The sequence below is a fragment of the Pseudomonas sp. W5-36 genome, assembly GCF_046540455.1.
GTDB lineage: Bacteria > Pseudomonadota > Gammaproteobacteria > Pseudomonadales > Pseudomonadaceae > Aquipseudomonas > Aquipseudomonas graminis_B.
Genome location: NZ_JAXCIQ010000003.1, coordinates 302,231 through 317,327, shown reverse-complemented (window position 1 = coordinate 317,327; position 15,097 = coordinate 302,231). Strand labels below are relative to the sequence as shown.

Genomic DNA, 15,097 nt, shown 5'->3' with positions numbered 1-15,097 from the left:
GACGCAACGTGCCCCTTTCACTACTCATTCTGGCCCTGAGCGCCTTTGCCATCGGGACGACCGAATTCGTCATCATGGGCTTGCTTCCCGACGTCGCCAGCGATCTGGGCGTCAGCATTCCCGGTGCCGGCTGGCTGGTGACCGGCTACGCCCTGGGCGTTGCAATCGGCGCGCCGTTCATGGCGATGGCCACCGCCAAGCTCCCGCGCAAAGGCGCGTTGGTCACGTTGATGGGCGTCTTCATCATCGGCAATCTGCTCTGCGCGCTGGCGGCGGACTACAACATTCTGATGTTCGCCCGCGTGGTCACCGCGCTGTGCCATGGCGCGTTCTTCGGCATCGGGTCGGTGGTAGCGGCAAATCTGGTCCCGGCCAATCGTCGCGCTTCGGCCGTCGCGCTGATGTTCACCGGCCTGACCCTGGCCAACGTCCTCGGCGTCCCGTTGGGCACTGCACTGGGACAACAGGCCGGCTGGCGCTCGACCTTCTTCGCGGTGACGGTGATTGGCGTCATCGCCTTCATCGGCCTGATTCGCTTCCTGCCGAGCAAGCGCGATGAGGAGAAACTCGACATGCGCGCCGAGCTGGCCGCGCTCAAAGGCGTGGGCATCTGGCTGTCGCTGAGCATGACCGCGCTGTTCGCCGCCTCTGTGTTCGCCCTCTTCACCTACGTTGCGCCACTGTTGGGCGAAGTCACCGGCGTCTCGCCGCTGGGCGTGACCTGGACGCTGATGCTCATCGGCCTCGGCCTGACGCTGGGCAATATCATCGGTGGCAAACTCGCCGACCGCCGACTGGCCGCCACGCTGATCGGCGTGTTCATCGCCATGGCAGTGATCTCCACGGTGCTGAGCTGGACCAGCACGGCGCTGATCCCGGCTGAAATCACCCTGTTCCTCTGGGCCACCGCTGCGTTCGCCGCCGTGCCTGCCTTGCAGATCAACGTGGTGACCTTCGGCAAGGCCGCGCCCAATCTGGTGTCCACCCTGAACATCGGCGCCTTCAACGTGGGCAATGCGCTGGGCGCCTGGGTCGGCGGCAGCGTCATCGCCCATGGCTTCGGCCTGACCACCGTGCCTCTGGCTGCTGGCGTTCTGGCGGTGCTGGCGCTACTGGTTACGTTGATCAATTTCCGTCAGCGCAACGATGTCGAAATGGCCCCTGTGACCAACTGATTCCCCGAATTTGAAACCTGCGGATCCACCTTTTACCGACTGCACTAAGGATTTCACGATGACCACGATTTTTGACCCGATCAAGATGGGTGACCTGGAACTGACCAACCGCATCATCATGGCGCCGCTGACCCGCTGCCGCGCCGACGAAGGCCGCGTGCCCAACGCGATGATGGCCGAGTATTACGTTCAGCGCGCCTCGGCTGGTCTGATCATCAGCGAAGCCACTTCGGTCATGCCCATGGGCGTTGGCTACCCCGACACCCCGGGCATCTGGTCCAACGATCAAGTGCGCGGCTGGGCCAACATCACCAAAGCCGTCCACGCGGCGGGCGGCAAGATGGTGCTGCAACTGTGGCACGTGGGTCGCGTTTCGCACCCGACTTATTTGAACGGCGAAACCCCGGTTGCGCCGAGCGCTATCCAGCCAAAAGGGCACGTGAGCCTGGTGCGTCCGCTGTCTGATTACGTCACCCCTCGCGCACTGGAACTGGCTGAAATCGAAGAGATCGTCGACGCCTACCGCGTCGGTGCCGAGAACGCCAAGGCCGCCGGCTTTGACGGCGTAGAGATCCACGGCGCCAACGGTTACCTGCTCGACCAGTTCCTGCAGACCAGCACCAACACCCGCACCGATGCCTACGGCGACTCGCTGGAAAACCGCGCACGCCTGCTGCTGGAAGTGACCGACGCCGCCGTTGACGTCTGGGGCGCTGGCCGTGTCGGCGTGCACCTGGCACCCCGCGCTGACGCGCACGACATGGGCGACGCCAACCTGGCAGAGACCTTCACCTACGTCGCCCGCGAATTGGGCAAACGCGGCATCGCGTTCATCTGCGCCCGCGAACGTGAACTCGACGACAGCTTGGGCCCACGCCTGAAAGAAGCGTTCGGCGGCGTGTTCATCGCCAACGAGAAATTCACCAAAGAAAGCGCCAACGCCTGGCTGGCGAGCGGCAAGGCCGACGCCGTCGCCTTCGGCGTGCCCTTCATCGCCAATCCCGACCTGCCGGCACGTCTGGCCAAGGATGCCCCGCTGAACGAACCTCATCCCGAAACCTTCTACGCCAAAGGCGCCGAAGGCTATGTGGATTACCCGACGCTGTAAGTACAGAAGACGCGGAGCGTCGAGGGCTGCGTTTCCACGCAGAGCGTGGGAACGATCGGCAACGGTAGACCGGGGACAGATTAATTTACGGAGAAGCGCTGTAAATAAATCAGTCCCCTCTAGCCGCTGTCCCCTCTAGCCGCTCACTGGCCCCTTCCCGGCTAAAGCCGGTCCCACTAAAAGCATAGCCTCCAGCCAGTAAGACCGGCGGCGGCTGTAAGACCAGCTTTGACTGTAGGACCGGCTTCAGCCGGGAAGCTTTTGATCTGCTTGTGATCTGCTTTTGATCTTCCTGCGCAAAAAGCCCAGTCACCGCCAACCGCGACTTGGGTGCAGGCTGAACGCAGGTCTCGCGCAGTGGGCCGAGCCGCATGGATGCGGCGAGAGCGCCGTCAGGACATGGATGTCCGTTCGGCGCGGGCCCACGGAGCGGGACCGGAGTCAGGGAACCCTGACGAAGGAAGGGCCCAACCAGGAGCAGGCACCCTTGGTTACTTGGGGTGCTTTTCCAAGTAACTCGCCGAAGGCGAAACCCGAGGCCGTTAGGCCGACGCCTTTGATCTACTGCCCCCGCGCATTAATCTGCTGCGACAACGTCTGAATCTGACTCTGCAACGTGTTAATCGTCCGCGTCATCTGACCACGAAACGCATCAAACTCCGCCGTGCTGGCACCCGACGAAGCAGCTGCCGGACGATTCTCCAACTCACTCTTCACCACCACCATATCCTGCTCAAGCTGCTCGATCGCCTGACTGCCATTCGCCTTCTTCAGACTCGCCACGTCCGCGCTCAAGCCCTTCAACTGCGACTCCAGCCGCTCCTGCTCAGCCTGAACCGACTTGCCATCCGGCACCGCCGCCTTCAACGCCGCCAGCTCCGTGGTCACGGCCTTCAGCTGATCCTGCAACTGCTGATTGACCGCCTGCTGCTGCTGACTCTGCGTACTGATCTGCTCCAGCCGCTTGTCCAGCCCGCCCTGCAAACCTGCCACGCCCTGCTGCTGCTTGCTCTGATCAGCCAACTGATCCTGCAACTGCTTGATCTGCGCCTTCAGCGCCTCGCTGCTGCTCGCCATCGACTCGGTGGCCACCACCTTGCCGGAAATATCCTGCAAGCGCCCCGCCGCCTCCTCACTGATCCGCGCGAAGCTTTCCTGCGTCGCCACCAGTTGCTGCTCCATCAACGAGACCTGCTGAAAACTCCACCAGCCCAGGCCGCAAAACGCGATAAACAGCACACAGATCAACGCCCACAACGCACCGGTACCGGGCGCCTTCACCTTCACCACCGGCGTATCACGGGAATACACCGTCGTGCGCTCGCGGGCGCCCGGTGGCGGCAGAAAGTCATCGTCATCGTCTTTGGCGCTGAGGCTCGGGACGTCATCGACGTCGTCATAGGGATCTTTGCGCATGGATTTACCTTTGAAAAAACCGCTGAATCTGAATGGCTCGCAGTATAACCACGGATGTTGAAGCCTTTTACAACGCGCCGCCGTGCTGGGCTTTCCACCAGCCGCAGAACTCGTCGAGGGCGGTCCACACGCTGACGTCGGGCTGGTAATCCAGATAATGCCTGGCGCGATTGATATCAAGCGTGAAATCCCGGCTCATCACCTGTATCCCGATGCGCGACAGCGTCGGTTCAGGTTGCCCGGGCCAGATCAGGCACGCCGCCTCGTTCATGGCCGCCGCGGTGTACGCCAGGCCGTAAGACCGATAACGCCTGACCGGTGGCAATTCCATCTGGCGCATGACGTAATTGACCACGTCCCAGAGCGGCACCGGCGCGCCATTACTGATGTTGTAGGCCTTGCCCAGCGCCGAACCCGCCGCCAGCAAACTGCTGAGCAGCGCTTCATTGAGGTTTTGAATGCTGGTGAAGTCGACCTTGTTCAGGCCGTTGCCGATGATCGACAAGCGCTTCTTCTGCTGCATCTGCAGCAGTCGCGGGAAAATGCTCGTGTCACCTGCGCCCGTCACAAAACGAGGACGCAGGGCGATCACTTCCAGACCGAACTCTTCAGCACCAAATACTTTTTGCTCGGCCAGGTATTTGGTCGCGGCGTAGTGATTGCCGAAGCGCTTGGGCACTTGCTCCTCACGGATATCGAGGTGCGATCGGCCATCGAAATAGATCGAGGGCGAGGACAGATGCACCAACCGCCGGACTCTCTGTTTCAGGCAGGCTTCAACGACGTTTTCGGTGACTTGAACGTTGCCCTGATGGAAGTCCTGGCGTCGTCCCCATGTGCCCACCGCACCCGCGCAATGGACCACGGCTTCGACGTCGTCACACAGCGCATGAACGAGTTCCGGATCGGAAAGATCGCCCTGGATGAACTCGGCCCCGCGCCGCACCAGATGCTCGACACCCTCCGCACGACGGCCGTTGACCCGGACGCTCAAGCCTTGCTCCAGCGCGAAACGCGCGAAGCGTCCGCCAATGAAGCCGCCTGCGCCGGTGACCAGAATTTTCATTGCCTGCTCCGTTTAATCATCTTTTGCCTGTGATCGCCGCGGCTGTTCTGCGACCGATCCTACAATCTGCTGCGTCGACTACTGACGTTCACTCAGGCTGCAACGGCACCAGCCATTGCCCCGCTTTTTTCGCCAGATGGTCCGTCAGCTCCGTCAGCAAGCGACCGCCATTGCGCCAATGATGCCAGTACAACGGTACATCAATGCAGTGATCGGCCAGCAACTCGACCAGTTGACCGCTCGCCAATTGCCCGCGGACCTGCAATTCCGGCACCAGTCCCCAGCCCATTCCGGCTTCGACCATGCGCATGAAGCCTTCGGACGAGGGACACAAATGATGCTCGAAACCGCCTTCGACTCCCAGCGAAGCGAGGTAGCGGTGCTGCAGGAAATCATCCGGGCCGAACACCAGCGCGGGCGATCGGGCGACCGCTTGCGGCGTCACGCCCTGCGGGAAATGCCGATCGATGAAGTCAGGGCTGGCCAGCGCCCGGTAGCGCATGGCGCCGAGCAACACACTTCGCGCCCCCGCCACCGGCCGTTCACTGCCGCACAGACACGCGGCCACTTCACCGGCGCGCATGCGTTTGAGCCCGACATCCTGATCCTCAACCACGAGATCAGTGAGCAATCGATGCTCGGCGCAGAAGTCCCAGACCGCGAGGGCCCACCAGGTCGCCAGGCTGTCGGCGTTCAGTGCGATGCGCAGGCGCTCGGGCATGCCGCCTTCGTCCAGCGCGGGCACCACGCTTTGCAGATCCCGCTCCAGCAAGCGCACCTGCTGGACATGGTTGAGCAAGCGCCGGCCGATGTCTGTCGGCGTGGGCGGCGTCGCCCGGACCAGTACTGGCTGGCCGACCCGCGCTTCCAGCAGCTTGATGCGCTGGGACACCGCCGACTGCGAAAGGCCAAGCACGTGCGCAGCACGCTCGAAGCCGGCTTGCTCGATCACCGCTGCCAGCGCGGAAAGCAACTTGTAGTCGAACATCAGTTTCTCTAATGGGTGATGAGCTTTATTGGTTTTTCTTATACTCGCTCTCGCCTGACAATCGCCACCACTGACTGATGCCCACCTCAACAAACGGCGAATATCAATGACTGGCGAAACCTCCCTCAGCGCGTTGCTGCGCAGCATGGACCCCGAACTGAACGAAGGTGATTACGTGTTCTGCACCGTGGCTGACAGCGGCCACGTGCAAGGTGTCGAGGTGATCGGCAGCTTCAGGGAGCGTGAAGGCCTGACCGTCATACTTGAACGCAGCCAGGCGCAGCACCTGGGCCTGGCCAGCGATTACGTCATGGCCTGGATTACCCTGACCGTCCATTCCTCACTCGCGGCCGTCGGGCTGACCGCCGCGTTCGCCAGCGCACTGGGGCAGGCGGGCATCAGTTGCAACGTGGTCGCGGGCTTTTACCACGACCATCTTTTCGTGGGTAAGGACGACGCGCTGGAGGCCATGAGCACCTTGCGCGCACTGGCGACGAGCGCCTGATCCCGTCCATCCCTGAACTGATCGAGGCCCGACATCATGTGGCAAAGCTACCTCAATGGCCTGTTGGTTTCCCTCGGGCTGATCATGGCCATCGGCACCCAGAACGCTTACGTGCTGGCGCAAAGTCTGCGTCGCGAACACCACCTGTCCGTGGCCTTGCTGTGCATCGTGTGCGACGCCCTGTTGGTGGCCGCCGGCGTGTTCGGGCTGGCCAATGTGCTGGCCCACAACCCGACGCTTCTGGCGGTGGCGCGCTGGGGCGGAGTGGTGTTTCTGCTGTGGTACGGCGCCATGGCTTTGCGCCGCGCGTTGTCACCGCAGAGCCTCGCCAACGGCGACACCGACGGCCAGCGGTCACGCCGCGCGGTATTGCTGACCGCCCTGGCGGTGACCATGCTGAACCCGCACGTTTATCTCGACACGGTACTGCTGATCGGCTCGCTCGGCGCGCAGCAAACGGCGCCCGGCGCCTATGTGGCCGGTGCAGCCAGCGCTTCGGTATTGTGGTTTTCGACGCTGGCGATCGGCGCCGCCTGGCTGGCGCCGTGGCTCGCGCGCCCGGCCACCTGGCGCCTGCTGGACCTGATGGTCGCGGTGATGATGTTCAGCGTGGCGGTGCAATTGATCAGAACGGCGTGAAAACCCAAGCCTGCCACTGCGCTTTCAGCGCAATGCTCTGGAACCTCTATCCCACACTGTTGTTGCGTGGTTAAGGTCCGGGGCCGGTGCTATGATCCAGCCCCTGCGCTGCAAAGAGTACAAACTCGCCAGCGTAAGTTCTGTCTGGCCGCCCGTGATCGGCCTTGCGCAAACCGCAACTGACCTGATTAGGAGAATTACCATGGCTTTTGAATTGCCTCCGCTGCCGTACGCACATGATGCTCTGGCACCGCACATCTCCAAGGAAACTCTGGAATACCACCACGACAAGCACCACAACACCTACGTCGTGAACCTGAACAACCTGGTGCCAGGCACCGAGTTCGAAGGCAAGACTCTGGAAGAAATCGTCAAGACGTCCTCGGGCGGTATCTTCAACAACGCCGCTCAAGTCTGGAACCACACGTTCTACTGGAACTGCCTGGCGCCAAACGCCGGCGGCCAACCGACCGGCGCTCTGGCTGATGCAATCAACGCTGCGTTCGGTTCCTTCGACAAGTTCAAGGAAGAATTCAGCAAGACCTCCATCGGCACGTTCGGCTCCGGCTGGGGCTGGCTGGTGAAGAAAGCTGACGGTTCCCTGGCACTGGCCAGCACCATCGGCGCCGGCAACCCGATCACCAGCGGCGACACCCCGCTGCTGACGTGCGACGTCTGGGAACACGCTTACTACATCGACTACCGTAACCTGCGTCCAAAGTACGTCGAGGCGTTCTGGAACCTGGTCAACTGGAAGTTCGTTGCCGAGCAGTTCGAAGGCAAAAGCTTCACCGCCTGATGAATGCTTGAATGCTCGAATAAAAAAAGCCCGGCACGTCCGGGTTTTTTTTTCGCCTTCTGTTTGTCGTTTATGTATTGTCTGGAAGCGATAGCCGACTAATATCAAATTTCGTGCTGATTCAAACGGCTGGGCTCAAGTTCTTCCCGCGGACGACCGACACAGTACGGTTAGCCTGAGTGGTCTGCCTGTTAAGTGTTTTCCCGATTGATGGGGTCAGGCGCAAGCCAGAGGCGTCTGATCCGAATGCCTGCATTGCCCGTGCGTGCACACAGTCAGGCCGCTATCAGCATGGATGAAGGAATGGCCATTTGAAGCTGGAACTCAAACACAGCTTGTCGGTGAAGCTGCTTCGCGTTGTGCTGCTTTCAGCGCTGATCGTGGGGGTCGTGCTCAGTTGCGCACAGATCGTCTACGACGCATACAAAACCCGCCAGGCCGTTGCTTCGGACGCAGCGCGTATCCTCGACATGTTTCGCGACCCTTCGACACAGGCCGTCTACAGCCTGGACCGGGAAATGGGCATGCAGGTCATCGAAGGGTTGTTTCAGGACGAAGCGGTGCGACTGGCGTCCATTGGTCATCCCAACGAGACGGTGCTCGCCGAGAAATCCCGCGCCCTCGAAGTCACCCCTACCCGCTGGCTGACCGATCTGATCCTTGGCCAGGAACGCAGCTTCACCACCCAACTGGTCGGCCGCAGTCCGTACAGCGAATACTACGGCGACCTGCGCATCACCCTGGACACCGCCACCTACGGCGAAACCTTCCTCACCAACTCGATGATCATCTTCATCTCCGGCGTGTTGCGCGCGCTGGCGTTGGGTCTGGTGCTATACCTGGTTTACCACTGGCTGCTGACCAAACCGCTGTCGAGAATCATCGAGCACCTGACCACCATCAACCCCGACCGCCCCAGTGAACACCAACTGCCCCTGCTCAAAGGCCACGAAAAAAACGAGCTGGGGATCTGGGTCAACACCGCCAACCAACTGCTGGCGTCCATCGAGCGCAACACCACCCTGCGCCACGAGGCTGAATCCAGCCTGTTGCGGATGTCCCAATACGACTTCCTCACCGGGCTGCCCAACCGGCTGCAACTGCAGAAGCAACTGGACAAAATCCTCGTCGACGCCGGTAAGGTGCAGCATCGGGTTGCGGTGTTATGCGTCGGGCTGGATGACTTCAAAGGCATCAACGAACAATTCAGCTATCAGGCCGGCGACCAGTTGCTGCTGGCCCTCGCCGATCGATTGCGCGGCCACAGCGGACGTCTCGGCGCCCTCGCCCGCCTGGGCGGCGACCAGTTCGCGCTGGTCCAGGCCGATATCGAACAGCCTTATGAAGCCGCCGAGTTGGCGCAGAACATCCTCGACGATCTGGAGGCGCCCTTCGCTGTTGATCAGCAAGAGATTCGCTTGCGCGCCACCATCGGCATCACGCTGTTCCCCGAAGATGGCGACAGCACCGAGAAGCTGCTGCAGAAAGCCGAACAGACCATGACGCTGGCCAAGACCCGCTCGCGCAATCGCTACCAGTTTTATATCGCCAGCGTCGACAGCGAGATGCGCCGTCGACGTGAGCTGGAGAAGGACCTGCGCGAAGCCATGGCCCGCGAGCAGTTTCATCTGGTCTATCAGCCGCAGATCAGCTACCGCGACCACAGTGTGGTCGGCGTCGAAGCACTGATCCGCTGGATTCACCCGGAACACGGCTTCGTGCCCCCTGACCTGTTCATCCCGTTGGCCGAGCAGAACGGCACCATTATCGCCATCGGCGAGTGGGTGCTGGATCAGGCCTGCAAACAGCTGCGCGAATGGCACGATCAAGGCTTCAGCGACCTGCGCATGGCGGTGAACCTGTCCACCGTGCAGCTGCACCACGCCGAATTGCCGCGGGTGGTGAACAACCTGCTGCAGATCTACCGCTTGCCGCCCCGCAGTCTGGAGCTGGAAGTCACTGAAACCGGCCTGATGGAAGACATCACGACCGCCGCCCAGCATCTGCTGAGCCTGCGCCGCTCCGGGGCGTTGATCGCCATTGATGACTTCGGCACCGGTTATTCATCGCTGAGTTATCTGAAAAGCCTGCCGCTGGACAAGATCAAGATCGACAAGAGCTTCGTGCAGGATTTGCTCGACGACGATGACGACGCAACCATCGTGCGCGCCATCATCCAGCTCGGCAAAAGCCTGGGCATGCAGGTGATTGCCGAGGGCGTGGAAACCGCCGAGCAAGAGGCGTACATCATTTCCGAGGGTTGCCACGAAGGTCAGGGCTATTTTTACAGCAAGCCACTGCCGGCGCGGGAACTGCTGGTTTACCTCAAGCAAGCCCAGCGCACTCACAGCGAGGCGCTGTAGCACGCCTGCCTTGCGACGAAGAGGCAGCCGTTGCGGGGATTCCCCCTCGCCATTGCGACGCGGCACCTTACCTCTCCCTTGAAACAGCTTGAAATATCTCCCTCAGACTGCCTGGGCAAATGGCCTTTACACCGAATGCAAATCTTTCGCATTATGGCGCAGCATTTTTTGGCGTTCGCCACCGTTTATACCTCTTCTCGATGCAGGATTCCGTCATGATTCGTATGCCCCTGGCAACCGCAAGTCTGCTGGCTGTCGCTATTGCTCTGGCCGGTTGTGATCAAGGCAAGGACAAACCCGCCGCTGCAGCGCCTGCCCCGGCACCTGCCGCAGCCGCCGCCCCAGCCACAGCGCCGACCCCCGCCGCTGCACCGACCCAGTCCAGCGAAGCCGCCACCAAAGCAGTGGTCGCCAACTACGCCAACATGGTATTTGCCGTCTTCAGCGACGCCGAATCCACTGCCAAAACCCTCAGCACGGCAGTCGACGCTTTCCTCGCCACCCCCAATGACCAGACCCTGAAAGCAGCGCGTGCAGCGTGGGTCGCGGCGCGGGTGCCTTACATGCAAAGCGAAGTGTTCCGCTTCGGCAACACCATCATCGACGACTGGGAAGGTCAGGTGAACGCATGGCCGCTGGACGAAGGCTTGATCGACTACGTCGCCAAGGATTACCAGCACGCACTGGGCAACCCGGGCGCGACTGCCAACATCATCGCCAACACGTCCGTGCAAGTGGGTGAGGACAAAGTCGACGTCAGCGAAATCACCCCTGAAAAACTCGCCAGCCTGAACGAGCTCGGCGGTTCGGAAGCCAACGTGGCGACCGGTTACCACGCCATCGAATTCCTGCTCTGGGGCCAGGACCTGCACGGCACCGGCCCGGGCGCCGGCGAGCGTCCGGCCAGTGACTACATCGAAGGCCAGGGCGGCACCGGCGGCCACAACGACCGCCGTCGCGCCTACCTGAAGGCCGTCACCGACCTGCTGGTGAGCGACCTCGAAGAAATGGTCAATAACTGGAAACCGGGCGTCGCCGACAACTACCGCGCCACACTGGAAGCAGAATCCGCCGAGAGCGGACTGCGCAAAATGCTCTTCGGCATGGGCAGCCTGTCGCTGGGTGAACTGGCAGGCGAACGCATGAAAGTCGCGCTGGAGGCCAATTCCAGCGAGGACGAGCACGATTGCTTCAGTGACAACACCCACAACTCGCACTTCTACAACGGTCTGGGCATCCGCAACGTTTACCTGGGCGAATACACCCGCGTCGACGGCAGCAAAGTGACTGGCCCAAGCCTGTCTTCGCTGGTGGCCAAGGCCGACGCTGCGACCGACCAGACCGTTCGTGCCGACCTCGACGCGACCCAGGCAAAGCTGCAGGTCATCGTCGACCACGCCAACAAGGGCGAGCATTTCGACCAGCTCATCGCGGCCGGCAATACAGCAGGCAACGAGGTGGTGCGCAATGCCATTGCTGCGTTGGTCAAACAGACCGGGGCCATCGAGCAAGCGGCCGGCAAGCTGGGCATCACCGACCTGAACCCGGACAACGCCGACCACGAGTTCTGATCCCCATCACGTCCGCTTCAAACCCTGTGGGGCCACGCCTTTCGGAGTGAAGCCGGTCCAGCTGCAAACAAATGCCGACCCGACCACGGGCCGGCATTTTTTTCGTCAATCGAAGCTCCAAACCTCACCAAAACCGGCCTTATCCGGGGACCGGTCTGTAAGCTTTGTAGGGCATTTCCTGTTCGCTCCTTGTCGGATTGAACACGCCTCCCCCGCCGCCGATCATGCGCACTTCCTTGACCCCACCCTATCCAGGAGGAGACAGAAAGTGCCCAAGAGAAACAATAAAAGGCGCCGCGTCAGTAAGCTCAAAGCCAACGATTACGGTATCCACCTGCTGGTCGGCGTCAAGGGCCCGCGTGCCTGGAAGGTGACGATCTACCGCGATGGCAGGACCTTCAACCGGCTCTTCTCATTCTCCCGCTACGGGGGCCGTGACCCGGCACGCCAAGCCGCCGACGCGTGCCGTGACCAGTTGCTGCTGGCGCACCTGCCCAAGCTCAGCCGCGACATCCGTCAACGCATCATCGCCACCAACACCAGCGGCTATCCGGGGGTGCATTACCGCTGCTACACCGGCATTGCCTATTGGGTGGCGCGGACCACGCTACGCAACGGCAGCAGTGTCACCAAGTCGTTCAGGGTCGAGCATTACGGCTACGAGCGGGCCAAGGAGCTGGCGATCCGCGAACGCGAACGGCAGCTCGACGGCATTGGCGATTATCGGTCGTTCAAGGTGGTCGAGGGCGAACGGCGCCTGATGCAGCTGCTCGTGGAAAACCCGGCCCTGGAGATCGCCGGAGCGTGAGCTTTACCGACCCGTTGCCTGCGGATGATTTGGTAACAACACGTTACGAGAGGTCCTTCAAACGCTAATCCCTCTTATTCATAAAACACGGGGCTGGTAAGCTTGCTCGCCCCGATTTCCACCCCTTTGCAGGACCTGTATGACTGCGCGGTTACGTCCTTCGTTTCTTCTGCTGATGGCGCTGGCCGTCAGTGGGTGCGATGACGCCCCGCGTTTCACCGCAGCCGAGCCAGGGGAGTCGCGGTCCGGCGGCGCCACCACCGTCAACAAGCGCGACCGCAACGCGTTTTCCCTGCCCTCGGCCAACCTGTCGCCTGCCCGGCGACTGGACTTCAGCGTCGGCAACAGTTTCTTCCGCAACCCCTGGGTGATCGCCCCCTCGACGACCACCGCCCGTGACGGTCTGGGCCCGCTGTTCAACACCAACGCCTGCCAGAACTGCCACATCAAGGACGGTCGCGGACACCCGCCCGAGCCTGGTGCCGACAACGCTGTCTCCATGCTGGTGCGCCTGTCGATTCCCGATGAGCCGGCATTCGCCGAACGCATCAAGCAACTGGGCCTGACGCCTGAGCCGGTGTACGGCAAACAACTCCAGGACATGGCCATCCCAGGCGTGACGCCTGAAGGCAAGGTTCGGGTCGACTACGATTCGATGACCCTGCATTTTCGCGATGGCACCCCGGTGCATCTGCGCCGCCCTACCCTGCAGATCACCCAACCCGGTTACGGCCCGATGCACCCGCAGACGCGAGCGTCCGCGCGTATTGCGCCGCCGATGATCGGGCTGGGACTTCTGGAAGCCATTCCTCAGGCCGCGATTCTGGCCAACGCCAACCCGGATGATGAACAGGGCACCGGCATCACCGGTAAACCCAACTGGGTCTGGGACGATGCGCAGCAGAAATCCGTCCTCGGACGTTTCGGCTGGAAAGCCTCGCAGCCGAGCATCAAACAGCAGAATGCCCACGCACTGGCGGGTGACATGGGCCTGACGTCCACCTTGATGCCGGTCGACGACTGCACGCCGTCACAGACCGCGTGCCTTGCTGCGCCCAACGGCAATGGCCCGAACGGCGAGCCGGAGGTCAGCGACAACATCCTGCGGCTGATCACTTTCTACACCCGTAATCTGGGCGTTCCGGCCCGGCGAGACGTGGCCGACCCGCAGGTACTGGCGGGCAAGAATCTGTTTTTCAAAGCAGGTTGCCAGCAGTGCCATACGCCCCAATTCACTACCTCCGCCGATGCCGCCGAACCCGAACTGGCGAATCAGGTCATCCGCCCTTACACCGATCTGCTGCTGCATGACATGGGCGAAGGCCTGGCCGACAATCTCAGCGAATTTCAGGCCAGCGGCCAACAGTGGCGCACCCCGCCGCTGTGGGGCATCGGCCTGACGCAAGCCGTCAGTGGCCACACGCAGTTTCTGCACGACGGGCGCGCCCGCAACCTGATGGAGGCCGTGCTCTGGCACGGCGGCGAGGCGCTGCCGGCGCAACGTCAGGTGCTGGCCTTCGACGCGGAACAGCGCGGGGCGCTGCTGGCGTTCTTGAATTCTCTCTAACGTATTTCTGAAGATAAGGAGTCGGGCATGTTCCGCCCCAAGTTGTTGCTCACCAGCCTTGCCGCACTGGCACTGGGCGCGTGCGCGCCGTCGGACCCGCAAGCCGTGACGTCTGCCGCCATTGCCAGTCAGGTCATCCTGCCGACCTACAGCCGTTGGGTCGATGCCGACCGGCAACTGGCGATCAGTGCCCTGTCCTACTGTCAGGGCAAATCCGACCTGGACACCGCCCGCGCCGATTTCCTCTACGCACAAAAAGCCTGGGCCGAGCTGCAACCGCTGCTGATCGGACCGCTGGCCGAAGGTAATCGCGCCTGGCAGATTCAGTTCTGGCCGGACAAAAAGAACCTCGTCGGTCGTCAGGTGGAGCAACTGGTCACCGCACAGCCGCAGATCAGCGCCGATGCCCTGGGCAAATCCAGTGTGGTGGTTCAGGGCCTGTCGGCCTATGAATACATCCTCTTCGACGCCGACATCGACATGACCAATGCCGAGCAGAAAGCCCGCTACTGCCCGCTGCTGGTGGCCATCGGCGAGCGTCAGAAAGCGTTGGCCGAAGACATCCTCAGCAGTTGGAACAGCAACGACGGCATGCTCGCTCAGTTGAGCAAGTTTCCCAATCAGCGTTACGCCGATTCCCACGAAGCCATTGCCGAGTTGCTGCGCGTGCAAGTGACTGCGCTGGACTCGCTGAAGAAAAAGCTCGGCACCCCGCTGGGCCGTGGCACCAAAGGCGTACCGCAACCGTTTCAGGCCGAAGCCTGGCGCAGCAAAGCCTCGCTCAGCAGCTTGCAGGCGAGTCTGGCCAGTGCGCAGACCGTCTGGGCCGGCGTCGACAACAAGGGGTTGCGCGGACTATTGCCGAAGGAGCAAAAGCCGTTGGCCGACAAGATTGACGCCGCCTACGCTGAGAGCAATCGACAGCTGGCCGCGCTGAAACCGCCACTCGGGGATCTGTTGGCCAGCGAAGAAGGCCGCCAGCAGCTCAACGCCTTCTACGATAGCCTCAACGTGGTTCATCGCCTGCACGAGGGCGAGCTGGCCAAAGCGCTGGGCATCCAACTGGGCTTCAACGCCAATGATGGTGACTGA

At 61.9% G+C, this 15,097-nt stretch carries 13 protein-coding genes; 10 read left to right on the top strand and 3 right to left on the bottom strand.

The features are described 5' to 3' along the window. Window positions 1-8: 8 nt before the first annotated feature. Window positions 9-1,175, top strand: a complete 1,167-nt coding sequence (locus SLW74_RS07355) for an MFS transporter (protein WP_065992222.1) — start codon at window positions 9-11, stop codon at window positions 1,173-1,175. A gap of 58 nt (window positions 1,176-1,233) precedes the next feature. After that, window positions 1,234-2,283, top strand: a complete 1,050-nt coding sequence (locus SLW74_RS07350) for an alkene reductase (protein ID WP_410928493.1) — start codon at window positions 1,234-1,236, stop codon at window positions 2,281-2,283. A gap of 561 nt (window positions 2,284-2,844) precedes the next feature. On the opposite strand, the gene SLW74_RS07345 is transcribed toward SLW74_RS07350, so the two are convergent. From SLW74_RS07345 to SLW74_RS07335, 3 genes are all read right to left on the bottom strand, one after another. Beyond that, entirely contained in the window at window positions 2,845-3,699 is an 855-nt protein-coding gene (locus SLW74_RS07345) for an ATPase (protein ID WP_410928492.1), read from the bottom strand. A 67-nt stretch (window positions 3,700-3,766) separates the two neighbouring features. Next, window positions 3,767-4,765, bottom strand: coding sequence for an NAD-dependent epimerase/dehydratase family protein (locus SLW74_RS07340; protein ID WP_410928491.1), 999 nt, complete (start codon window positions 4,763-4,765; stop codon window positions 3,767-3,769). Window positions 4,766-4,853: 88 nt separating this feature from the next. Further along, on the bottom strand, window positions 4,854-5,753 hold the full coding sequence (locus SLW74_RS07335) for a LysR family transcriptional regulator ArgP (RefSeq protein WP_410928490.1): 900 nt from the start codon (window positions 5,751-5,753) through the stop codon (window positions 4,854-4,856). Window positions 5,754-5,859: 106 nt separating this feature from the next. On the opposite strand from SLW74_RS07335, the gene SLW74_RS07330 reads away from it, so the two are divergent. From SLW74_RS07330 to SLW74_RS07295, 8 genes are all read left to right on the top strand, one after another. Beyond that, on the top strand, window positions 5,860-6,258 hold the full coding sequence (locus SLW74_RS07330) for an ACT domain-containing protein (RefSeq protein WP_410928489.1): 399 nt from the start codon (window positions 5,860-5,862) through the stop codon (window positions 6,256-6,258). 36 nt (window positions 6,259-6,294) lie between these two features. Then, the gene (locus SLW74_RS07325; RefSeq protein ID WP_410928488.1) at window positions 6,295-6,897 is read left to right on the top strand and encodes a LysE/ArgO family amino acid transporter; all 603 of its coding nucleotides are present in this window, start codon (window positions 6,295-6,297) and stop codon (window positions 6,895-6,897) included. Between the two features lie 202 nt (window positions 6,898-7,099). Then, entirely contained in the window at window positions 7,100-7,696 is a 597-nt protein-coding gene (locus SLW74_RS07320) for a superoxide dismutase (RefSeq protein WP_065992213.1), read from the top strand. 311 nt (window positions 7,697-8,007) lie between these two features. After that, window positions 8,008-10,059 carry a putative bifunctional diguanylate cyclase/phosphodiesterase gene (locus SLW74_RS07315; protein ID WP_065992207.1) on the top strand — a complete coding sequence of 684 codons (2,052 nt, stop codon included), beginning with the start codon at window positions 8,008-8,010 and terminating at the stop codon, window positions 10,057-10,059. Between the two features lie 215 nt (window positions 10,060-10,274). Continuing rightward, a complete protein-coding gene (locus SLW74_RS07310; protein WP_065992202.1) occupies window positions 10,275-11,630 on the top strand; it encodes an imelysin family protein in 1,356 nt (451 codons plus the stop codon). A gap of 268 nt (window positions 11,631-11,898) precedes the next feature. After that, on the top strand, window positions 11,899-12,438 hold the full coding sequence (locus SLW74_RS07305) for an AP2/ERF family transcription factor (RefSeq protein WP_065992198.1): 540 nt from the start codon (window positions 11,899-11,901) through the stop codon (window positions 12,436-12,438). A 139-nt stretch (window positions 12,439-12,577) separates the two neighbouring features. Then, window positions 12,578-14,005 (top strand): di-heme oxidoredictase family protein, encoded by a 1,428-nt coding sequence (locus SLW74_RS07300; protein WP_410928487.1) that lies wholly within the window; start codon window positions 12,578-12,580, stop codon window positions 14,003-14,005. 27 nt (window positions 14,006-14,032) lie between these two features. Continuing rightward, on the top strand, window positions 14,033-15,097 hold the full coding sequence (locus tag SLW74_RS07295; RefSeq protein ID WP_410928486.1) for an imelysin family protein: 1,065 nt from the start codon (window positions 14,033-14,035) through the stop codon (window positions 15,095-15,097).